The organism is Phytopseudomonas dryadis (assembly GCF_004327355.1).
Lineage (GTDB): Bacteria > Pseudomonadota > Gammaproteobacteria > Pseudomonadales > Pseudomonadaceae > Aquipseudomonas > Aquipseudomonas dryadis.
The window spans coordinates 155,029-174,109 of the sequence record NZ_QJUM01000011.1 but is presented as its reverse complement, the minus strand read 5'-3'; the positions used below and the strand labels follow the sequence as shown (position 1 = coordinate 174,109).

General features: G+C 65.4%; 15 protein-coding genes and 1 tRNA gene. 9 read left to right on the top strand and 7 right to left on the bottom strand.

The features are described 5' to 3' along the window. Window positions 1-374 precede the first annotated feature (374 nt). Window positions 375-451, bottom strand: a tRNA-Arg gene (locus tag DNK34_RS11680). 325 nt (window positions 452-776) lie between these two features. Here DNK34_RS11680 and gabD point away from each other — a divergent pair. The 8 genes from gabD (at window position 777) to DNK34_RS11645 (ending at window position 11,370) form a co-directional block, all read left to right on the top strand. Beyond that, entirely contained in the window at window positions 777-2,219 is a 1,443-nt protein-coding gene (gene gabD, locus DNK34_RS11675) for an NADP-dependent succinate-semialdehyde dehydrogenase (RefSeq protein WP_131175358.1), read from the top strand. 189 nt (window positions 2,220-2,408) lie between these two features. Further along, on the top strand, window positions 2,409-3,689 hold the full coding sequence (gene gabT / locus DNK34_RS11670; protein WP_131175357.1) for a 4-aminobutyrate--2-oxoglutarate transaminase: 1,281 nt from the start codon (window positions 2,409-2,411) through the stop codon (window positions 3,687-3,689). 275 nt (window positions 3,690-3,964) lie between these two features. Beyond that, the gene (locus DNK34_RS11665) at window positions 3,965-5,179 is read left to right on the top strand and encodes an HDOD domain-containing protein (RefSeq protein WP_131175356.1); all 1,215 of its coding nucleotides are present in this window, start codon (window positions 3,965-3,967) and stop codon (window positions 5,177-5,179) included. Between the two features lie 253 nt (window positions 5,180-5,432). Further along, the gene (locus DNK34_RS11660) at window positions 5,433-6,509 is read left to right on the top strand and encodes an FAD-dependent oxidoreductase (RefSeq protein ID WP_131175355.1); all 1,077 of its coding nucleotides are present in this window, start codon (window positions 5,433-5,435) and stop codon (window positions 6,507-6,509) included. Window positions 6,510-6,734: 225 nt separating this feature from the next. Further along, window positions 6,735-8,231: a methyl-accepting chemotaxis protein gene (locus DNK34_RS11655; RefSeq protein ID WP_131175360.1), complete on the top strand. Its 1,497-nt coding sequence runs from the start codon at window positions 6,735-6,737 to the stop codon at window positions 8,229-8,231. 106 nt (window positions 8,232-8,337) lie between these two features. Further along, complete coding sequence (locus DNK34_RS25420; RefSeq protein ID WP_165497310.1) at window positions 8,338-8,502, top strand: hypothetical protein; 165 nt, start codon at window positions 8,338-8,340, stop codon at window positions 8,500-8,502. Window positions 8,503-8,585: 83 nt separating this feature from the next. Then, window positions 8,586-9,950 carry a glutamine synthetase family protein gene (locus DNK34_RS11650; RefSeq protein ID WP_131175354.1) on the top strand — a complete coding sequence of 455 codons (1,365 nt, stop codon included), beginning with the start codon at window positions 8,586-8,588 and terminating at the stop codon, window positions 9,948-9,950. Between the two features lie 106 nt (window positions 9,951-10,056). Next, window positions 10,057-11,370 carry an NAD(P)/FAD-dependent oxidoreductase gene (locus tag DNK34_RS11645; protein ID WP_131175353.1) on the top strand — a complete coding sequence of 438 codons (1,314 nt, stop codon included), beginning with the start codon at window positions 10,057-10,059 and terminating at the stop codon, window positions 11,368-11,370. 252 nt (window positions 11,371-11,622) lie between these two features. Here DNK34_RS11645 and DNK34_RS11640 read toward each other — a convergent pair whose 3' ends face one another. Together DNK34_RS11640 and DNK34_RS11635 are read right to left on the bottom strand one after the other, a co-directional pair. After that, window positions 11,623-13,563, bottom strand: coding sequence for a metallophosphoesterase family protein (locus tag DNK34_RS11640; protein WP_131175352.1), 1,941 nt, complete (start codon window positions 13,561-13,563; stop codon window positions 11,623-11,625). 116 nt (window positions 13,564-13,679) lie between these two features. After that, window positions 13,680-14,357 (bottom strand): Crp/Fnr family transcriptional regulator, encoded by a 678-nt coding sequence (locus DNK34_RS11635; protein ID WP_131175351.1) that lies wholly within the window; start codon window positions 14,355-14,357, stop codon window positions 13,680-13,682. Between the two features lie 86 nt (window positions 14,358-14,443). Here DNK34_RS11635 and DNK34_RS11630 point away from each other — a divergent pair, with 86 nt between their 5' ends. Beyond that, the gene (locus DNK34_RS11630; RefSeq protein ID WP_131175350.1) at window positions 14,444-14,971 is read left to right on the top strand and encodes an Mpo1 family 2-hydroxy fatty acid dioxygenase; all 528 of its coding nucleotides are present in this window, start codon (window positions 14,444-14,446) and stop codon (window positions 14,969-14,971) included. Between the two features lie 152 nt (window positions 14,972-15,123). Here the strand turns inward: DNK34_RS11630 and DNK34_RS11625 are convergent, their stop codons facing one another. The 4 genes from DNK34_RS11625 to DNK34_RS11610 form a co-directional block, all read right to left on the bottom strand. Beyond that, window positions 15,124-16,119: a sulfate/molybdate ABC transporter ATP-binding protein gene (locus tag DNK34_RS11625; protein ID WP_131175349.1), complete on the bottom strand. Its 996-nt coding sequence runs from the start codon at window positions 16,117-16,119 to the stop codon at window positions 15,124-15,126. Window positions 16,120-16,181: 62 nt separating this feature from the next. Continuing rightward, window positions 16,182-17,048, bottom strand: coding sequence for a sulfate ABC transporter permease subunit CysW (cysW, locus tag DNK34_RS11620; RefSeq protein WP_131175348.1), 867 nt, complete (start codon window positions 17,046-17,048; stop codon window positions 16,182-16,184). A 10-nt stretch (window positions 17,049-17,058) separates the two neighbouring features. Further along, window positions 17,059-17,871, bottom strand: a complete 813-nt coding sequence (gene cysT / locus DNK34_RS11615) for a sulfate ABC transporter permease subunit CysT (protein WP_131175347.1) — start codon at window positions 17,869-17,871, stop codon at window positions 17,059-17,061. A gap of 80 nt (window positions 17,872-17,951) precedes the next feature. Continuing rightward, entirely contained in the window at window positions 17,952-18,953 is a 1,002-nt protein-coding gene (locus DNK34_RS11610) for a sulfate ABC transporter substrate-binding protein (RefSeq protein WP_131175346.1), read from the bottom strand. Between the last annotated feature and the right edge of the window lie 128 nt (window positions 18,954-19,081).

Sequence of the window (19,081 nt, the reverse complement as noted above, 5' to 3'; positions counted from 1 at the left end):
ATCTCGACAGAGGTCTGGGGTTTCGTCTTTTGGGGGCGGGGAAATGGGGTGCCCGGCTCAGCTGGAAGGTGGGCGAGTGGGGGAGCTGGCATAGTTCCCGGGTATCGCGGTGCTCAACCCGGGCTACGGGCTTTTGTGGTGAAGGAAAAACCGCGAGGGAGCCCGTCCGGTGTCGGGAAATAATCGGTGCAAGGCCGCAGCAGCGTTGCCATAAGCGCCAGGTGTTGGTTGCGGTTGCAACGGTGGAGGCTGTTGAGGCGCCCGGGGCGGCTAGTGACCGTGCTATTTCGCTAGTCTCAGAAACGCAAAAGCCCGCGCAAGGCGGGCTATTGGGCTTCCTGAACCACTCATGGCTTGGAGGAAACATATCGATCTGGCGCACCAGGCGGGATTCGAACCCACGACCCCTGCCTTCGGAGGGCAGTACTCTATCCAGCTGAGCTACTGGTGCAGCGCGGGCGCAATCATACGCATCTAGGCCGCATGCGTCCATGTCGCTTTTCGAGTAGTGTCATGCAGGCTGCTCCGTTGATTCTCCGAGCGCCTCGATGCGTTAATTTTTTCGAACAGACTATTGCCCTTTGGGTGTGCTGATCTTAGGATTCGTTTGAAATTTCAAACGATGATGCTTGTCGAGCCGAACTCCTGGCGTCACCCACCGTTCGAACGCAGAGCAGCAGCATCTGAACCTATCGCCCACACGCGTTACTGGGCCCACCCCAGCTTCGTTTTGCCCATCTTCCGTTGCCCTCGGTGGCGGAATAGAGGAGACCGCCATGCAACTGAAAGACGCCCAACTGTTCCGCCAACAGGCCTTCATCGACGGCGCCTGGGTCGATGCCGACAATGGCCAGACCATCAAGGTGAACAATCCTGCCACTGGCGAGATCATCGGTAGCGTGCCGAAGATGGGCGCTGCGGAAACCCGCCGCGCCATCGAAGCGGCCGACCGTGCCCTGCCGGCCTGGCGTGCGCTGACCGCCAAGGAGCGGGCGCAGAAGCTGCGTCGCTGGTTCGAGTTGCTGATCGAGAACCAGGACGACCTGGGCCGGCTGATGACCCTGGAGCAGGGCAAGCCCCTGGCCGAAGCCAAGGGCGAGATTACCTACGCGGCGTCCTTCATCGAGTGGTTCGCCGAAGAGGCCAAGCGGGTCTATGGCGACACCATTCCCGGCCACCAGGCCGACAAGCGCCTGATCGTGATCAAGCAGCCGATCGGCGTCACGGCGGCCATCACCCCGTGGAACTTCCCGGCAGCGATGATCACCCGCAAGGCCGGCCCGGCGCTGGCCGCGGGTTGCACCATGGTGATCAAGCCGGCCTCGCAGACGCCGTTCTCGGCCCTGGCGCTGGTCGAGCTGGCCCACCGTGCCGGCATCCCCAAGGGCGTGCTCAGCGTGGTGACCGGCAGCGCCGGCGATATCGGCGGCGAGCTGACCAGCAACCCGATCGTACGCAAGCTGTCGTTCACCGGTTCCACCGAAATCGGCCGGCAACTGATGGCCGAGTGCGCCCAGGACATCAAGAAGGTGTCCCTGGAACTGGGCGGCAATGCCCCGTTCATCGTCTTCGACGACGCCGATCTGGACAAGGCGGTCGAGGGCGCCATCGTCTCCAAGTACCGCAACAACGGCCAGACCTGCGTCTGCGCCAACCGCATTTACGTACAGGACGCGGTGTACGACGCCTTTGCCGAGAAGCTGAAGGTCGCGGTCGAGAAACTGAAGATCGGCAATGGCCTGGAAGAGGGCATCACCACTGGCCCGCTGATCGATGACAAGGCCGTGGCCAAGGTCAAGGAACACATCGCCGATGCCTTGGGCAAGGGCGCCAAAGTGCTGACCGGCGGCAACAGCATCGAAGGCAACTTCTTCGAGCCAACCGTGCTGGTCGATGTACCGAAGAACGCTGCCGTGGCCAAGGAAGAGACCTTCGGCCCGCTGGCCCCGCTGTTCCGTTTCAAGGACGAGGCCGAAGTGATCGCTATGGCCAACGACACCGAGTTCGGCCTGGCGTCTTACTTCTATGCCCGTGACCTGGGTCGCGTGTTCCGTGTCGCCGAGGCGCTGGAATACGGTATGGTCGGTATCAATACCGGGCTGATCTCCAACGAGGTCGCGCCGTTCGGTGGCGTCAAGGCTTCCGGCCTGGGCCGTGAAGGCTCGAAGTACGGCATCGAGGACTACCTGGAAATCAAGTACCTCTGCCTGAGCATCTGATCCACTCCAGCGTCGCCGGCAGTGTCCGGCGGCGCGTACCAGAGGCGTTCGTGACCACGGGTCCGGGCGCCGGTATTTTCCCCCTGTATCCCGGGAGGCCGCGGCAGTCGATCATCGTATGCTGCTGCGGTTGTACCGGGGTGCTTAATCCTTGAACCACACCGACGATGAGCGGTGAATGAGGAAATCATGAGCAAGACCAACGAATCCCTGCTGCAACGCCGTGTCGCCGCCGTTCCCCGCGGCGTGGGCCAGATCCACCCGATCGTCGCCGAGCGCGCCGAGAACGCCACCGTGTGGGACGTCGAAGGCCGCGAGTACATCGACTTCGCCGGCGGTATCGCGGTGCTGAACACCGGCCACCTGCATCCGAAAGTGGTTGCCGCCGTGCAGGAACAGCTGACCAAGCTGACCCACACCTGCTTCCAGGTGCTGGCCTACGAGCCCTACATCGAGCTCTGCGAAGAGATCGCCAAGCGCATCCCGGGCGACTTCGCCAAGAAGACCCTGCTGGTCACCTCCGGCTCCGAAGCGGTCGAAAACGCCGTGAAGATCGCCCGCGCCGCCACCGGCCGCGCCGGCGTGATCGCCTTCACCGGTGCCTACCACGGCCGCACCATGATGACCCTGTCGCTGACCGGCAAGGTCGTTCCCTACTCCGCCGGCATGGGCCTGATGCCCGCCGGCGTGTACCGCGCCCAGGCGCCTTGCGAGCTGCACGGTGTGAGCGAGGACGAGTCCATCGCCAGCATCGAGCGCATCTTCAAGAACGACGCCCAGCCCCAGGACATCGCCGCGATCATCATCGAGCCGGTGCAGGGCGAGGGTGGTTTCTACGTCAACTCGCCGGCGTTCATGAAGCGCCTGCGCGCCCTGTGCGACCAGCACGGCATCCTGCTGATCGCCGACGAAGTGCAGACCGGGGCCGGTCGTACCGGTACCTTCTTCGCCACCGAGCAACTGGGCGTGATCCCGGACCTGACCACCTTCGCCAAGTCCGTCGGCGGCGGTTTCCCCATCTCCGGGGTCAGCGGCAAGGCCGAGATCATGGACGCCATCGCTCCCGGCGGCCTGGGCGGCACCTATGCCGGTAGCCCGATCGCCTGTGCCGCGGCCCTGGCCGTGCTGAAAGTGTTCGACGAAGAGAAGCTGCTGGATCGTTCCAACGCCGTGGGCGAGAAGCTCAAGGCCGGCCTGCGCGACATCGCCGCCAAGCACAAGGTCATCGGCGATGTGCGTGGCCTGGGTTCGATGGTCGCCATCGAGCTGTTCGACGGCGGCGACCACAGCAAGCCGGCCGCCGAACTGACCGGCAAGATCGTCGCCAAGGCGCGTGACAAGGGCCTGATCCTGCTGTCGTGCGGCACCTACTACAATGTCATCCGTTTCCTGATGCCGGTCACCATCCCGGACGCTCAACTGGAAAAAGGCATCGCCATCGTTGCCGAGTGCTTCGACGAACTCGCCTGAGTTCGCGTCGCCTGAGAAGACCCGCTGCGGCGGGTCTTTTTTGTGGCTCGCCATCCCTGGCGGCTACCTTGCGGGCCGCCGCAGGCGACGTCAAAACTGGCTCCCAGCCATTTTTTGCCCATGATTGCTGGTCAGCGCTGGTATGGCGCAAAGCCACGTTCTAGACTGCGTCCTGTCATGGCTGACGGTTGCTACAGCTTTTTCGAGCCCGAGGATGCGGGGATCGGTCGCTAGCCCTGCCTGAACTCGTCTCGCACCGATTTCTCGAGGTTTTCATGCCTGTTCCGGCCAGTGCCCCGGAAGTTCTCATTGCCGATGCCGACCCCTGGACGGCCGATCTGCTTGCCCAACTGGTGCTCGACGTACGCTGCGATGCGCAGGTGATTCGCGTCAACGATGGTCAGGCGGCCCTGGCCCGCTGCAAACGACGCCTGCCGGAACTGGTGATCGCCGACAGCGAATTGCCCGGGCTCGATGGCCTGGAGTTGCTGCGTCAGGTACGGCGTCACCCGCGTACGCCGGCGTTGCCGTTCATCCTCATCAGCGGCCGGCTGGATGCCAACAGCGTGCGCGCGGCCAGGCCGCTGGCGCCTACTGCCTATCTGGCCAAGCCCTTCAATGCCGAGTCGTTGCGCAAGCGCCTGCTCGGGCTGTTGCAGGCCGAGGGCGAAGAGCTGCTGTGCCCGATTCGTCCGTTGCTGGTGAACACGCTCGACGATTACCTCGACGCCATGCGTGAAGAGGGTCAGGGGGCTCCGCTGCTGGCGTCGGTGCGCGATTCGGTCAGCCAGTACCTGAGCAGCAACGAACCCGGTCTGCGCGAGTTGGAGCAGGTCTTCGCCCGCGACCCGCAGATCACCGCCTGCCTGATCGCGGCGGCGAACAGCGCCGCCCACCACAATGGCGCTCCCTGCCAGACCCTGGCGCAGGCGCTGCCGCGTCTGGGAGTGGCGCGTACCTTGAACCTGGTGCTGGGGCTGTCGATACAGCGCAATGCCCGTCTCAGCGACCCGCGTCTGGCCGAGCAAGGCGGCAAGACCTGGGCGGCCGCCCAGCGCAGCGCGGAGGTGGCCCACTGGCTGGCCTGTGAGCTGTCGCTGGATGCCGAGCTCTGTTACACGGCGGGCCTGTTGCACAACATCGGCGAGCTGGCGCTGCTGCGCTGCCTGCAGGACTGGCAGGATGCCGGCGGCGTGCTGAGCGATGCAGACATCGACCAGGCCCTCAGGCAGCGTGCCGCCAGTTTCGGCTCTGCTCTGCGCATCCGCTGGCGTCTGCCATTCGGCCTGCGTGAGCTGGTGGCGGCTTATTACAGCCTCAGCAGCGGCGTGTTCTCCCGTGAAGCGCTGGTGCTCAATCTGACCGGCCAGGTCCTGGCGCTGGGGGCAGAGCAGACGGCCAGCGAACTGCGCGACGCGCGTTGCGTCCGCTTGCTGCGCCTGGATCCCGCGTTGCTGACACGTTTGCCGGTGCAGGCCAGCAGCGCCTGAGTGCGCCTGCCGTGGCCGCGAGACATGGCTGCCTGCCGTCGCCTGCTGGAAAATGTGTCCAAAGCCTGCCGCGGGCGTCTCTTCACTTGCCGAAGAAGGGCCCGTGCCGCCATGCTCTGGCGAATGGTCGTCACGGCCGGCGATCACCGGATCGTTCTGCGCGGATGCTGGTCCAACTCCGTTCTCTGCCTAATGGCGATGCGTTCCCCGATTGCGGATGCGTATCGCCGATGCTCTGAGGATTGTGCTGTACATGACACATTTTGACCTGTTGCTGGTCGGTGCCGGCCCGGCTCACCTCGGGGTGTTGCGGCGTTGGGCGCTGAACGAGCGGCCGGCGGGTCGCATCGCGTTGCTGGCCAGTGCCGAGCACGCCTGGCATGTCGGCATGTTGCCGGGGCTGGTCGCTGGGCGTTATACCCCCGCGCACTGCCAGATCGAGTTGGCGGGCCTGTGCCAGGCCGCTCAGGTCGAACTGATCGTGGCTCAGGTCGAGGCGTTTGCCGCGGCGTCGCGACAGGTCACGCTGGTCGATGGCCGGGTGCTGGAAGGCAACTGGCTGTCGCTCAATGCCGGCGAGCTGGTGGCCTGCCCACCCCGACAAGGCGAGGCGATGCAGGTGCTGGCGGTCAAGCCCGTGGATGCCTTCATCAGCGGCTGGCAACAATGGCAGCAGGCGCCCCAGGCGCTGGCCATTCTCGGTGGCGGTGTGGCCGGGGTGGAAATGGCCCTGGCGCTGGCCGGGCAGGTGCCCCAGGTGTCGCTGTTCTGTGGCGAGCCGCTGCTTGCCGGGCATTCGCCGGGGCTGCGCATGCGGGCGCTGGGCCATCTGCGCATGCGCCGGGTGCAGGTGCGCGAACACTGCCCGATCAGCCGGATCGATGAAGACTGCCTGATGAGTGGCGAGTCCCCGGTATGGCGCGGTCGTCGCCTGCTGCTGGCCAGTGGCGCCCAGGCCCTGCCCTGGATCGCCGGGAGTGGAGTGGGTTGCGACGCGGCGGGCTTCATCCATACCGCCGCGACCCTGCAAAGTCACTCGCATCCGCAGATCTTCGCCGTGGGCGATTGCGCGAGCATGCCCGGGGTGCGCAAGAGTGGCTTGTACTCCCTGCGCCAGGTGCCGGTGCTGGCCGCCAATCTTGCCGCCGCCTTGCGCGGCACCGCGCTGCGGCCCTACAAGGCGCGTGCCCAGGGCCCGCTGTTGCTGGCCTGCGGCGATGGCGGCGCCTTGCTCGGCTGGCGTGAATGGAGCGCCGGCGGGCAGTTCTATGGGCGTTGCAAGGATTACCTCGATCGCGCCTTCGTGCAGCGCCATCGGCTGGATCGCTGATCTGCTACCAAAGTGCCATGTTCAGGCGTAGCGTGCAGGTGGTCAACTCGAGCCGCAGGGACTACAGATTGTGCGTCCGTTGCCGATGTCCTCGGTGATCGCGGAAGATTTCCGCGCCTGCTCAGCAACTGAACAGAATAAAAACAACGAGGTCTGGCCATGGGTTTCGTTTTCCCGCGTGATTCACTGGCCCTTGTGCTGCATGCACTCGGGCTTGTCGCCCTGATGCTGGTCTACCAGCAGGTGCGCTTGCCCGCCTATGTCGGCGTGCCCGCGCTTTTGCTGCTCGCCCTGTGGCCGTGGCTGGGGCCATGGCGGCGTCCGCCGGCACCGGCGCAAGCCGTGGCGGCCGGCTCGCTGGGGGATTTGAGCCAGAGCCTGTCGCAGCACACCTGCCACAATGCGCTGTCGGCGGCCCAGGTGTCGCATACGGTGCAGCAACTGGCCGGCAAGCTGCAGTCGCAATTGCTGGCGGTGGAGCAGATTGGCGAGGGCGCCGATGCCGTCACCCGCACCGAACAGGACAACGCCCAGCGTGCCGGGCAGACCCTGAACGCGGCGCAGACCGTGCGTGACAGCAGTGCCAGTGGCCAGGCCGAATTGCAACAGGCGATCAGCCGCATGCAGCAGCTCAGCGCCCAGACCGCTGCCAGTCGCGAACTGATCGACGGCCTCGGCAAGCGCACCGAGCAGATCGAGCAGGTCACTCAGGTGATTCAATCGATTGCCAGCCAGACCAACCTGCTGGCGCTCAACGCCGCCATCGAGGCGGCCCGTGCCGGCGAGCAGGGCCGTGGCTTCGCGGTGGTCGCCGACGAGGTGCGCAGCCTGGCCGGGCGTACCGCCAGCGCCACCGGCGAAGTCGGCCAGATGGTCGCCGATATCCGCCAGCAGAGCGCCGCAGTGGTCACCCATATTCAACGCCAGGCCGATGAGCTGGAGCAGGCTGCCCGACAGATCGAGTTCACGGGCGAGCAGTTGCGTGGTATCGCCGATCTGGCGGCGGATGTGGACACCCAGGTGGCGCAGATCAGCGCCGGCACGGCGAGCAACCACGAGCGCCTGGCCGATCTGCTGGTGGCGGTCGAGCAACTGCGCGGCGATGTGCGTGCCAGCGAAGGGCAGACGCGGCAGCTCGGGGTGGCCGCCGAACAACTGGTCGCGCAGGCCGAGACGGTCAGCGAGCAACTGGCCAGCGTCGGCCTGGATGACTATCACCAGCGCATCTACGACCTCGCCCGGGAAGGCGCCGCGGCGATCGCCCGGCAGTTCGAGGCCGATATCCAGGCCGGCCGCATCAGCCTGGCCGACCTGTTCGACCGCCAGTACCAGCCCATCGCCAACAGTTTCCCGCCCAGATTCAAGACCCGCTTCGACAGCTATGCCGACCAGGTGCTACCGGACCTGCAGGAACCCCTGCTCAAGCGTCACGAGGGGCTGGTATTCGCCATCGCCAGCACCCCGGAAGGCTATGTGCCGACCCACAACAAGGCCTTCAACCATCCGCCCACCGGCGACCGCGCGGTGGACATGGCGAAGAGCCGTAGCAAGCGCCTGTTCAACGATCGCACCGGCATCCGCTGTGGCAGTCACCAGCAGCCGTTGCTGCTGCAGACCTACATGCGCGACACCGGCGAGCTGATGCACGATCTGTCGGTGCCCATCCATGTGCAGGGGCGGCACTGGGGCGGCCTGCGCCTGGGCTACAAGCCGGAGCCCTGAGCGGCGCAGGCTGACGCGCGGCCGCGCGCAATGTTTAGTTCGGGACGATCTGAAGGTGCGATAAAAGCGATTTAATTGCCCGCTGGCGGCGTGCGAGCCTCAGGGCATGAGCATCCCGGCGACCCGTTCCAGCCGTTCGAAATACGTACCTGCCCTGCGCCGGCGGCCACCCGTGCCCGAGCGCACCGCGTTGCCACGGGCCCTGGCCTTCTGGGCGCTGTGGCACTGCCGCCATGCCCGCCCGCCGGATAGCGCCGCCGTTCCGATCTGATGCCACTGGCTGCCCCGTGCAGCCGCTTGCCGATCATCGCCCGTTCGAGCGGGCCCGCGCCATCCGGCGCTGACGAGAGCCCTATGCACTTCGCCCCCTTGCAGGACGCCGAGGATTTCCTCGCGCAGAACCCCGATATCGAGTTGTTCGAACTGTTCATCATCGACGGCAACGGCGTGCCGCGCGGCAAGCTGTTGCACCGCGACGAGCTCGTGGCCGTGTACCGTAGCGGCCGGCCGCTGCCGAGCACCATTCTCGGCCTGAGCATCAACGGCGATGACGTCGAGGATTCCGGCCTGGTGTGGGAGGTCGGTGATATCGACTGCCGCGCCTATCCGCTGGCCGGCAGCCTGGTGCGCCTGCCCTGGCGGCGCATCCCCACGGCGGCGGTGCAGGTCAGTATGCACCCGCAGGAGGGGATGCCGGCCAGCGTCGCCGACCCGCGCCATGTGCTGGTGCGGGTGATCGAACGCCTGCAGGCCGAAGGCTTGCATCCGGTGATGGCCTGCGAGCTGGAGTTCTACCTGCTCGACGCCAGGCGCGATGCCCAGGGCAATCCGCAGCCTGCGCTGGACGCCGATGGCGGCCGGCCGCGCAACACCCAGGTCTACGGCCTGCGCGAGCTGGAGCAGATCGAACCGTTTCTCGCCGATCTCTACGCGGCGTGCAAGGCCCAGGGCATACCGGCGCGCACGGCGATTTCCGAGTACGCGCCGGGACAGGTGGAGATTACCCTGGAGCATGGCGATGCGCTGCAGGCGATGGATCAGGCGGTACGGTACAAGCGCCTGGTCAAGGGCGTGGCTCATCGCCATGGCATGCAGGCCTGCTTCATGGCCAAGCCCTTCGAGCACCTGGCCGGCACCGGCATGCACATGCACGTCAGCCTGAACGACGGCGAAGGCCGCAACCTGTTCGCCAGCGAGGCCGCCGCCGGTACACCGTTGTTGCGTCGGGCGGTGGGCGGCATGCTCGCCTGTCTGCTCGACTCGTTGTTGCTGTTCTGTCCCAACGCCAATTCCTACCGGCGTTTCCAGGCCAACAGCTATGCGCCGCTGGCGCCCACCTGGGGCGTCGACAACCGCACCGTCAGTCTGCGCGTGCCGGGCGGCCCGGCCGCGAGCCGGCATATCGAGCACCGCATCTGCGGCGCCGATGCCAACCCCTATCTGGCCGCCGCCGCGATCCTCGCCGCCATCCACCGTGGAATCGAAGAGGAGCTGGACCCGGGGGCGCCGATCGAGGGCAATGGCTATGCTCAGGCCACGACCCTGCTGCCGACCGACTGGTTGACCTCGCTGCGTGCCTTGCAGGCCTCGACCTGGGCCCCTGGCGCCCTGGGAGAAGAATTTCTGCGGGTGTATCTGGCGGTCAAGCGCGAAGAGCATCGCCGCTTCATGGGCGAAGTCGGCGAGCAGGACTGGCGCTGGTACCTGAATCAGGCTTGAGGCGCATTGTGCCGGGCGGATATCGGCACTCGATCAGCGGGTGGCTGTCCGACCCACGCCAAATCGAATATCCAGGCTGCGCCGGGTGCGCCGACAAGGACAGAACATGAACACCATCATTCGACACGGGGTTGCCGCGGCTGAGCGCAGCCCGTCCTATTACACCGCGACTCTCAACGAGGAAAGCGCTTATCCGGTCCTGCAGGGCGAGGTGCAGGTCGATGTGGCGATCATCGGCGCCGGCTTCACCGGCCTGGCCACTGCGCTGGAACTGGCCGAACGCGGCTTCAAGGTGGCCGTGGTGGAAGCCCGCAAGGTTGGCTGGGGCGCCAGTGGGCGCAATGGCGGTCAGGTCACCGGCAGCCTGTCCGGCGATGCCGCCATGGGCAAGCAGATGCGCAAGCGCCTGGGCGACGAGGTCGACGATTTCATCTGGGATCTGCGCTGGCGTGGGCATGCCATCATCAAGCGGCGGGTCGAGCGCTACGGCATCGCCTGCGACCTCAAGCACGGGCATCTGCACGCGGCGATGAAGCCCAGCCACATGGAGGAGCTGAAGGCGGCCCATGACGAGGCGCTGCGCCGGGGCATGGGCGATGAGCTGCAATTGCTCGATCGCGACGCCGTCCGCGCGCACCTCGACAGCCCGCTGTATGTCGGCGCGCTGAAGAACAGCCGCAACATGCACCTGCACCCGCTGAACCTGTGCCTGGGCGAAGCCCGCGCCGCGAGCAGCCTGGGCGCGCTGATCTTCGAGCAGTCGCCGGTACTGCAGATCGTGCATGGCGCCAGGCCGGCTCTGGTCACCGCCGAAGGCCGTATCGTCGCCAACCAGGTGCTGCTGGCCGGCGACGTGTACCACCGGCTGGAGCCGAAAACGCTCAAGGGCATGATTTTCCCGGCCATGGGCGGCATCGTCACCACCGCGCCCCTGGGGGAACTGGCGCGGCAGATCAACCCGCAGGATCTGGCGGTCTACGACTGCCGCTTCGTCCTCGATTACTACCGCCTGACCGCCGACGGACGCCTGCTGTTCGGCGGTGGCGCCAACTATTCCGGGCGCGATTCGCGGGATATCGCCGCCGAACTGCGCCCGGGTATCGAGCGTACCTTTCCCTGCCTCAAGGACGTGCCCATCGAGTTCCAGTGGAGCTGCGCCATGGGCATCGTCATCAACCGCATTCCACAGTTGGGCAAGCTGTCGCCGAACGTCTGGTACTGCCAGGGCTATTCCGGCCATGGCATCGCCACCAGCCATGTGCTGGGCGAGATCATGGCCGAAGCCATGAGCGGCGAACTGGAGCGCTTCGACACCTTCGCCGCCTGTTCGCATATCAAGGTGCCGATGGGCGATCGGCTGGGCAATCCCATGCTGGCGCTGGGCATGTGGTACTACCGGATGCTGGAGAGGCTGCGCTAGGCGATCCCGCTGTTGTGGGAGCCGCGACCTCGCGGCGAATGGTGGGCACGACGCCGTTTTTGCGGGATGGCCGCAATCAATTCGCCCCGAGGTCGGGGCTCCTACAGGTTTGTAGATCACGCGATCGTGTAGGAACGGGGCGCCTGGCTCTTGCCGGCGAATGGTGGCCATGGCGTGGAATTGCACAATGGCCACCGTCGTATCGCCCGCAAGCGGGCTCCTACGGGGTGTGCGATTTGGCGGGCTTGAACGCTAGGCGCGGTTGGGCTCTTCGTGCGGCTCCGGCACTTCGTCGCGATCATCGATGAATTCGGTGCGTGGGGAGCCATCGGCGTTGAGTTGGAACACCCGCTGAGGCTGGCCTTCGGCATTGAATAGCACCTGGCCCAGGCCGGCCGCATTCCACAGGCGTTCGCCCGCCTTGCTGTGTTCGGGGATGTGCGGAAACACCTGCATGCGCCGGCGTTTGGTCAGCCGGTTCAGCGGCGACCAGGGCGCATACAGCCAGCGGTTGAGGCGGTCGAAGATATCCAGCAGGCGCCGCGGGAACTCGTTCTTCACCCCGCTGCTGGTGACCTGCCAGATGGTCGGGCCGTGCCTGCGCTGGCGAATACGCACTTCGTAGAAGAACGAGTAGTGCACGTCGCCGGAAAGGATCACGTAGTCGCCCGGCGTGCGCGAATGACGGAAGATGTTGAGCATCACCCGCGCCGCACCGCGATGCGCCATCCAGTTTTCCGCATCGACCATCAGCGGTTGGCCGGCCCAACTGAAGACCCGCTGTACGATCTCGATCAGCTTGACCCCGAACATCGGCGCCGGCGAGACGATGATCGCCGACGGATGATCGAGCAGATCCTGCTGGAATTCGCTGAGCGCTTCCCAGTCGAGCAGGCCGGAGGGACGCCTGGGGTGGCGCTCGCTGCGCCAGCGGCGGGTGCGGGTATCGAGCACCAGTAGGGCCGGTGTGCTGGGTAACAGGTAATGCCACTGCTGGAAAGCGAGCAACCGGTCGATCAGGCGATCCTGCATCGGGCTGTCCAGGCTCCCGCCTTTGGCCTGCTCGCACAGGCTACGGGCGTTGCCCAGGGGCTCGCCGAAGGCGTCCGGGTTGTTGCCCCAGCCCTGGCAGAGCAGGTAGCCGATCAGGGCGTTGCCGATGATGCGCTTGGAGAACGGGTGACCGTAGGCGGTTTCTTCCCACTGCGCCGAGAGGTTCCAGTCGTCGGTGACGTCATGGTCGTCGAAGATCATCAGGTTCGGCAGGTGCGCCAGAACCCGGGCGACACCGCTCAGCCCGCCGACGAAGGCGTCGATGTGCGTCAGTTCCCGGCGATAACGTTCGGCGTGTTCGGCCTCCAGCGCTGGCATGTCCGTATCGATCAGCGTCCAGGGCGTGGGCGACCAGACCAGCAGGTACATGGCCAGCACCTCGGCCAGGCTGACCAGGTGGTTGTCGGCGTTGCTGCTGGTGAAGATCGGCTTTTCCGTACCGCCGAAGAAGCGTTCGCGCAGGGTTTCGTTGCTCTTCAGCGCTGGCAGCAGGTCGGCGCGCCGGTAGTAGCTGGCCGGATGCGCGTAGAGCGCCGCACTGTCGTCGACCACAGCGCCTTCGAGGCGCTCGTGGTACAGGCCCAGGCGTTCGATCAGGCCGTGGATCGCACGCAGCATGGGCCCGGCGACATCGTCGGCGTACACCTGGTCGCCGCTGTGCATCAGCAGCGCCGGGCGCTCGTGCGGGGCATGGGGCTCGGCCAGCAGGCGATCGGCGCAGAGCAGACCATCGGCCGAAGGGTGATGCGGTTTGCGGCAGGAACCATGCAGCAGATGGTCGATGTGCGCGCGCAGGACGAAGTTGGGTTGGCGCGCCTCGCCGTACAGCAGGTGCGGAGCCCAGTCGGCGATACCCCGGGCGCCGTCGATCAGCAGGTCGTAGTCGATCCGTTCGTCCTGCGGCAGCGGCGTGTCCAGGCGCAGGTCGATCAGGTGCATGACCGCGTGGCGGCCGATGGTCAGACGCTGACAGCTATCGTCTCCGAGGCGGTGCTCGTTGTCGCCCAGCCGTAGTGTCAGCGACAGCTCGCGAGTAGCCACCAGCCACAGCACCAGCCGCCCAGGCTGCAGACGGCGCAGCAGCGGACCGGCGAGTACCGGCGGTAGTGGGTGGTCAGCGGTGGATTCGGACAAGGGCATCAGGGCTTCGGCGGACGAGGAACAGGGACATGGGCGGCTGTCGATGGAGGAACATGGACATGGCGCTTGGCCATTGGTTCGCCTATCACGAATTGTTCATATGATTGTGGCAGTTCCTACTGCGAGACCTTACGCAGGCCTTCCAGGTCGAGAATCTCGATTTCGCCATAGGTCAGGCGCAGGATGCCCCGGGCTTCCAGCTCCTTGAGAATCTGGTTGGTGGTCTGCCGGGAAATCGCCAGCATCAGCGCCAGCTGTTCCTGAGCCAGGTGGATGATGCGCTGCGGGCCCCGGGTTTCGCCATAGTGTTCGGCGATCAGCAGCAGACGCCTGGCCAGGCGCTGGGCGGCGGGCAGCAGGCTCATCTCTTCCAGGGTGATGAAGGCCAGGCGCACCTTGTGCGTCATCAGCAGGGCGAGGTCGCGCCAGTAGCCGGGATGCGCGTCGAGCAATGCCAGCAGGTCGGCCTGGGGCACCCGCAGCAGGGTGCTGGCGCTTACGGCGAAGGCGTCGTGGGTACGCGGCTGGCCGTCGAACAGGGAGATTTCGCCGAACCAGTACGGCGGTTCGATCAGGGTCAGCAGGGCTTCCTTGCCCTGGCGGTCGACCGCGCCGATGCGTATGGCGCCGGCCACCACGGCGTACAGGCCACTGGGCGCATCGCCGCGGCGGAACAGGCGCTGGCCGGCATCCAGGTGCACTTCCTGGGCCATTTCCAGCAGGGCCTGCCGGAGCGCGGCGGGCAGAGCGGCGAACCACTGGCCCTGAAGCAGGTGGGCGTGCAGGTCGGTCATGAGGGCTCCCGGTTTGTCGGCTACCTGACAGTACGCCGCCGGGTAGCGGGTTCATTATCGCTTGACCGTTGCCTTGGAGAACAATAATGAAAACTCTGGTCGATCATCTGGCTCAATACGCGGCCTATCACCGCGACCGGCGTAATATCGCCACTCACTTCATCGGCATTCCCATGATCGTGCTGGCGGTGGCCGTGCTGCTGTCGCGGCCAGGCCTGCCGGTGGCCGGTGTGTGGCTGTCGCCGGCGACCCTGGTGACCCTGGCGGCCGTCTGCTTCTACCTGCGTCTGGATCTTCGCTTCGGCCTGGTCATGACGCTGCTGCTTGGCCTCGCCCTATGGATCGGTGCCCTGCTGGCGATGGGCGGCACGGCGCTGTGGCTGAGTGCCGGGCTCGGCTTGTTCGTGGTCGGCTGGATCATCCAGTTCATCGGCCATTTCTACGAGGGGCGCAAGCCGGCTTTCGTCGACGACATCATGGGGCTGATGGTCGGGCCACTGTTCGTGATAGCCGAGGCCGCCTTTCTGCTTGGCCTGCGCCATGAGGTGGAGCAGGCGGTGGTGCAGCGCGCCGGGCCGACCTGCATCCGCGAACGCAAGACGGCGCCTTCTTAAAAGCGGAAGCGGACGTTGAGCTGCAAGCCACAAGCTTCAAGCTAGAAGCGAGGCAGCCTGTAGGATGGGTGAAACCCATCAATTGCCGATGGGTTTCACCCATCCTACGAACTTCAGCCTTTAGCGCTCCTATCGGCCGTCCGCTTTCGGGCTTAGCTGGCCGTGGTGGTGACCGGTTTGCCGGCCTTGGGCTTGAAGTACAGGGTGGCACCGCGGCTGAGGTTGTCCAGGCTGAGGTGATCCTTGGCCACTTCGGCTTCGATCAGTTCATCCTGGCCCTCGACCTTGAGGGTCACCCGGGTGATCGCCCCCAGTGGCCGGATGTCGCGCACTTCGCCGGCCTGGTGATCGTCCTGCGGTTCGGTCGACAGATGGACTTCGTGGGGGCGGAACAGCACGTGGCGGTCTTCGCCCACGTACAGTCGGTTGGCGTCGCCGAGGAAGTGGTAGACGAAGTCGCTGGCCGGTTTCTCGTAAACCTCGGCCGGCGAGCCGATCTGCTCGACCACGCCCTTGTTCATCACCACGATGCGGTCGGCCACTTCCATGGCTTCTTCCTGGTCGTGGGTGACGAACACGCTGGTCAGGTGCACTTCTTCGTGCAGGCGCGCCAGCCAGCGACGCAGTTCCTTGCGTACCTTGGCATCGAGGGCGCCGAAGGGTTCGTCGAGCAGCAGCACCTTGGGCTCCACCGCCAGGGCGCGAGCCAGGGCGATACGCTGGCGCTGGCCGCCGGAAAGCTGTTCCGGGTAGCGGTCGGCGAGCCAGTCGAGCTGCACCAGGTCGAGCAGGTCGTGCACCTTCTTCTTGATCACGTTCTCGTTCGGCCGCTCGCGTTTGGCCTTCATGCGCAAGCCGAAGGCGACGTTGTCGAACACCGTCATGTGGCGGAACAGGGCGTAGTGCTGGAACACGAAGCCGACCTTGCGATCGCGCACGTCGTGTTCGGACACGTCTTCGCCGTGGAACACGATGTTGCCGCTGTCCGGGGTTTCCAGGCCGGCGATGATGCGCAGCAGGGTGGTCTTGCCGCAGCCGGACGGGCCGAGCAGGGCCACCAGCTCGCCGCTGTTGATGTTCAGGTTGATGTTGTCGAGCGCCTTGAACTGGCCGAAGTGCTTGTTGATGCCTTGAACTTGAATACTCATGGGTTGCACCTGCTGATCTGTGTTGCCGGGGCGGCGCATGCGTGCACCGCCGGCGGAATGATTCAATCGTCCTGATTCGCCTTGAGCTGCCGGCTCAGGCGCGCTTCGCTCCATTGGCGAAGCAGCAACACGACCAGGGCCATGACCAGCAACAGGATGGCCACGCTGAACGCGGCGACGATGTTGTATTCGTTGTAGAGAATCTCGATGTGCAGTGGCAGCGTGTTGGTGTAGCCGCGGATGTGGCCGGAGACCACCGATACCGCGCCGAACTCGCCCATCGCCCGTGCCGTGCACAGCACCACGCCGTAAACCAGCGCCCATTTTACGTTAGGCAGCGTGACATGCCAGAACATCTGCCAGCCGTTGGCGCCGAGCAGGCGCGCGGCTTCTTCTTCGGTGGTGCCCTGTTCCTCCATCAGCGGGATCAGTTCGCGGGCGACGAAGGGGAAGGTGACGAAGATGGTGGCCAGGACGATGCCCGGCACGGCATAGATGATCTGCAGGTTCTGGTCCTGCAGGTAGGGCGCCAGCTTGCTCTGGGCACCGAACAGCAGCACGTAGATCAGGCCGGCGACCACCGGCGAGACCGAGAACGGCATGTCGATCAGGGTCACCAGCACGCTCTTGCCGCGGAACTCGAACTTGGTCACCGCCCAGGCCGCGGCCACGCCGAACACCAGGTTCAGCGGCACGGAAATGGCCGTGGCCAGCAGGGTCAGCTTGAGCGCGGAAATGGCGTCCGGCTCGCGGATCGCCTCCCAGAAAAATTCCAGGCCGCGGCTCAGGCCCTGGGTGACGACGATGTACAGCGGCAGTACCAGGATCACCGCGAATACCGCCCAGGCGACGACGATCAGGGCGATGGCGCCGGGGGAGCGGCGCACCGGGCGCGCAGCCGCGTTCTTGCCAAGGGTTGCAAGGCTCATGACGGGCTCCTCAGAGTTGCGGCTGGATACGGCGCTGCAGGATGTTGATCAGCAGCAGCAGGATGAACGAGACCACCAGCATCAACACGCCGATGGCGGTCGCGCTCGGGTAGTCGTACTGATCCAGCTTGGAGACGATCAGCAGCGGCAGGATCTCGGTTCGCATCGGGATGTTGCCGGCGATGAACACCACCGAGCCGTATTCGCCGACGCCGCGGGCGAAGGCCAGGGCGAAGCCGGTGAGCCAGGCCGGCAGCAGGCTCGGCAGCAGCACGTGCCAGAACACCTGCAACGGCTTGGCGCCCAGGCAGGCGGCGGCTTCCTCGACCTCCTTGGGGATGTCGGCCAGCACCGGCTGCAAGGTGCGCACCACGAAGGGCAGGGTGACGAACACCAGCGCCAGGGTGATGCCCAGCGGGGTATAGGCGATCTTGAACGGGAACAGCGAGCCGATCAGGCCGTTGGGCGCGTACAGCGCGGTCAGGGCGATACCGGCGACCGCGGTGGGCAGGGCGAACGGCATGTCGACCATGGCATCGATGATGCGCCGGCCGGGAAAGGTGTAGCGCACCAGCACCCAGGCGATGACGGTGCCGAGAATGCCGTTGAGCAGGGCTGCCGCCAGGGCGGTGCCGAAGGACAGCTTGAGGGAGAACAGCACCTGGCGGTTGGTGATCAGGTTCCACCACTGCTCCAGAGACAGTTGCAGAGAGAAGAGGAACATGGCGCCCAGCGGGATGAGCACGATCAGCGCCAGGTAAGTCAGGGTGTAACCCAGAGTCAGCCCGAAGCCGGGTATGACCGAGGAGGTTCGACGAGACATGGGGAGTCCTTTTGATCAGGTCCGCAGAGCGAAGCCCGCCACTCCTTCAGGAGTGGCGGGCTTCGTCGGTCAGGCTGAACTTACTGGTTGATCTTCTTGAAGATGTCGTCGAACACGCCGCCGTCGTCGAAGTACTTGGGCTGTGCGGAGGCCCAGCCACCGAAGTCCTTGTCGATGGTGACCAGCTCCAGGTCCTGGAACTGATCCTTGAACTCGGCGGCCACTTCAGCGTTACGCGGACGGTAGAAGTGCTTCGCCGCGATGCGCTGGCCTTCTTCGCTGTACAGGTACTGCAGGTAGGCTTCGGCGGCCTTGCGGGTGCCCTTGCGGTCGACGTTCTTGTCGACCACCGCCACCGGCGGCTCGGCGAGGATGGACAGCGACGGGGTGACGATTTCCAGCTGGTCGCCGCCCTCCTCGGCCAGCGACAGGTAGGCTTCGTTTTCCCAGGCCAGCAGCACGTCGCCCAGGCCACGCTGCACGAAGCTGATGGTCGAACCACGGGCGCCGGTGTCGAGAACCGGCGCGTGACGGTACAACTCGGTCACGTATTCCAGGGCCTTTTCGTCGCTGCCGTATTTTTTCTTGGCGTAAGCCCAGGCGGCGAGGAAGTTCCAGCGTGCACCGCCGGAGGTTTTCGGGTTCGGGGTGATGATTTCGACGCCATCCTTGACCAGGTCGTCCCAGTCCTTGATGCCTTTCGGATTGCCCTTGCGCACCAGGAAGACGATGGTCGAGGTGTAGGGGGTGCTGTTGTCGGCCAGGCGGGACTGCCATTTCGGATCGATCAGCTCCTGGTTCAGGTTGATCGCGTCGATGTCGCCGGACAGCGCCAGGGTCACCACGTCGGCCTGCAGGCCGTCGATCACCGCACGGGCCTGTTTGCCCGAGCCACCGTGGGACTGCTGGATGGTCAGGGCTTCGTTGCCTTGTTCCTGCCAGTGCTTGTTGAAGGCCTTGTTGAATTCGACATACAGCTCGCGGGTCGGGTCGTAGGACACGTTGAGCAGGGTCTGGGCCGCGACCGGGCCGGCGACCAGGGCGCTGGCGATGGCAGCGAGTGCGAAACGGCGAATGGACATGGGTAACTCCTCGATACTGAATACGGTGTTGGCGTGTTGGGCTTGTTTTTCGATGCCGAGTCTCAGCCCGGCATTCGTGGATTACATCGACAGTAGCGGTACCTGTTCATGCTGGGGGTCATCTCACA

What these genes read in the sequence shown, in the direction of transcription:
- gabD (WP_131175358.1), top strand. Translation starts at nt 777, where the DNA reads ATGCAACTGAAAGACGCCCAACTGTTCCGCCAACAGGCCTTCATCGAC.
- gabT (WP_131175357.1), top strand. Translation starts at nt 2,409, where the DNA reads ATGAGCAAGACCAACGAATCCCTGCTGCAACGCCGTGTCGCCGCCGTT.
- DNK34_RS11665 (WP_131175356.1), top strand. Translation starts at nt 3,965, where the DNA reads ATGCCTGTTCCGGCCAGTGCCCCGGAAGTTCTCATTGCCGATGCCGAC.
- DNK34_RS11660 (WP_131175355.1), top strand. Translation starts at nt 5,433, where the DNA reads ATGACACATTTTGACCTGTTGCTGGTCGGTGCCGGCCCGGCTCACCTC.
- DNK34_RS11655 (WP_131175360.1), top strand. Translation starts at nt 6,735, where the DNA reads ATGCTGGTCTACCAGCAGGTGCGCTTGCCCGCCTATGTCGGCGTGCCC.
- DNK34_RS25420 (WP_165497310.1), top strand. Translation starts at nt 8,338, where the DNA reads ATGAGCATCCCGGCGACCCGTTCCAGCCGTTCGAAATACGTACCTGCC.
- DNK34_RS11650 (WP_131175354.1), top strand. Translation starts at nt 8,586, where the DNA reads ATGCACTTCGCCCCCTTGCAGGACGCCGAGGATTTCCTCGCGCAGAAC.
- DNK34_RS11645 (WP_131175353.1), top strand. Translation starts at nt 10,057, where the DNA reads ATGAACACCATCATTCGACACGGGGTTGCCGCGGCTGAGCGCAGCCCG.
- DNK34_RS11640 (WP_131175352.1), bottom strand. Translation starts at nt 13,563, where the DNA reads ATGCCCTTGTCCGAATCCACCGCTGACCACCCACTACCGCCGGTACTC.
- DNK34_RS11635 (WP_131175351.1), bottom strand. Translation starts at nt 14,357, where the DNA reads ATGACCGACCTGCACGCCCACCTGCTTCAGGGCCAGTGGTTCGCCGCT.
- DNK34_RS11630 (WP_131175350.1), top strand. Translation starts at nt 14,444, where the DNA reads ATGAAAACTCTGGTCGATCATCTGGCTCAATACGCGGCCTATCACCGC.
- DNK34_RS11625 (WP_131175349.1), bottom strand. Translation starts at nt 16,119, where the DNA reads ATGAGTATTCAAGTTCAAGGCATCAACAAGCACTTCGGCCAGTTCAAG.
- cysW (WP_131175348.1), bottom strand. Translation starts at nt 17,048, where the DNA reads ATGAGCCTTGCAACCCTTGGCAAGAACGCGGCTGCGCGCCCGGTGCGC.
- cysT (WP_131175347.1), bottom strand. Translation starts at nt 17,871, where the DNA reads ATGTCTCGTCGAACCTCCTCGGTCATACCCGGCTTCGGGCTGACTCTG.
- DNK34_RS11610 (WP_131175346.1), bottom strand. Translation starts at nt 18,953, where the DNA reads ATGTCCATTCGCCGTTTCGCACTCGCTGCCATCGCCAGCGCCCTGGTC.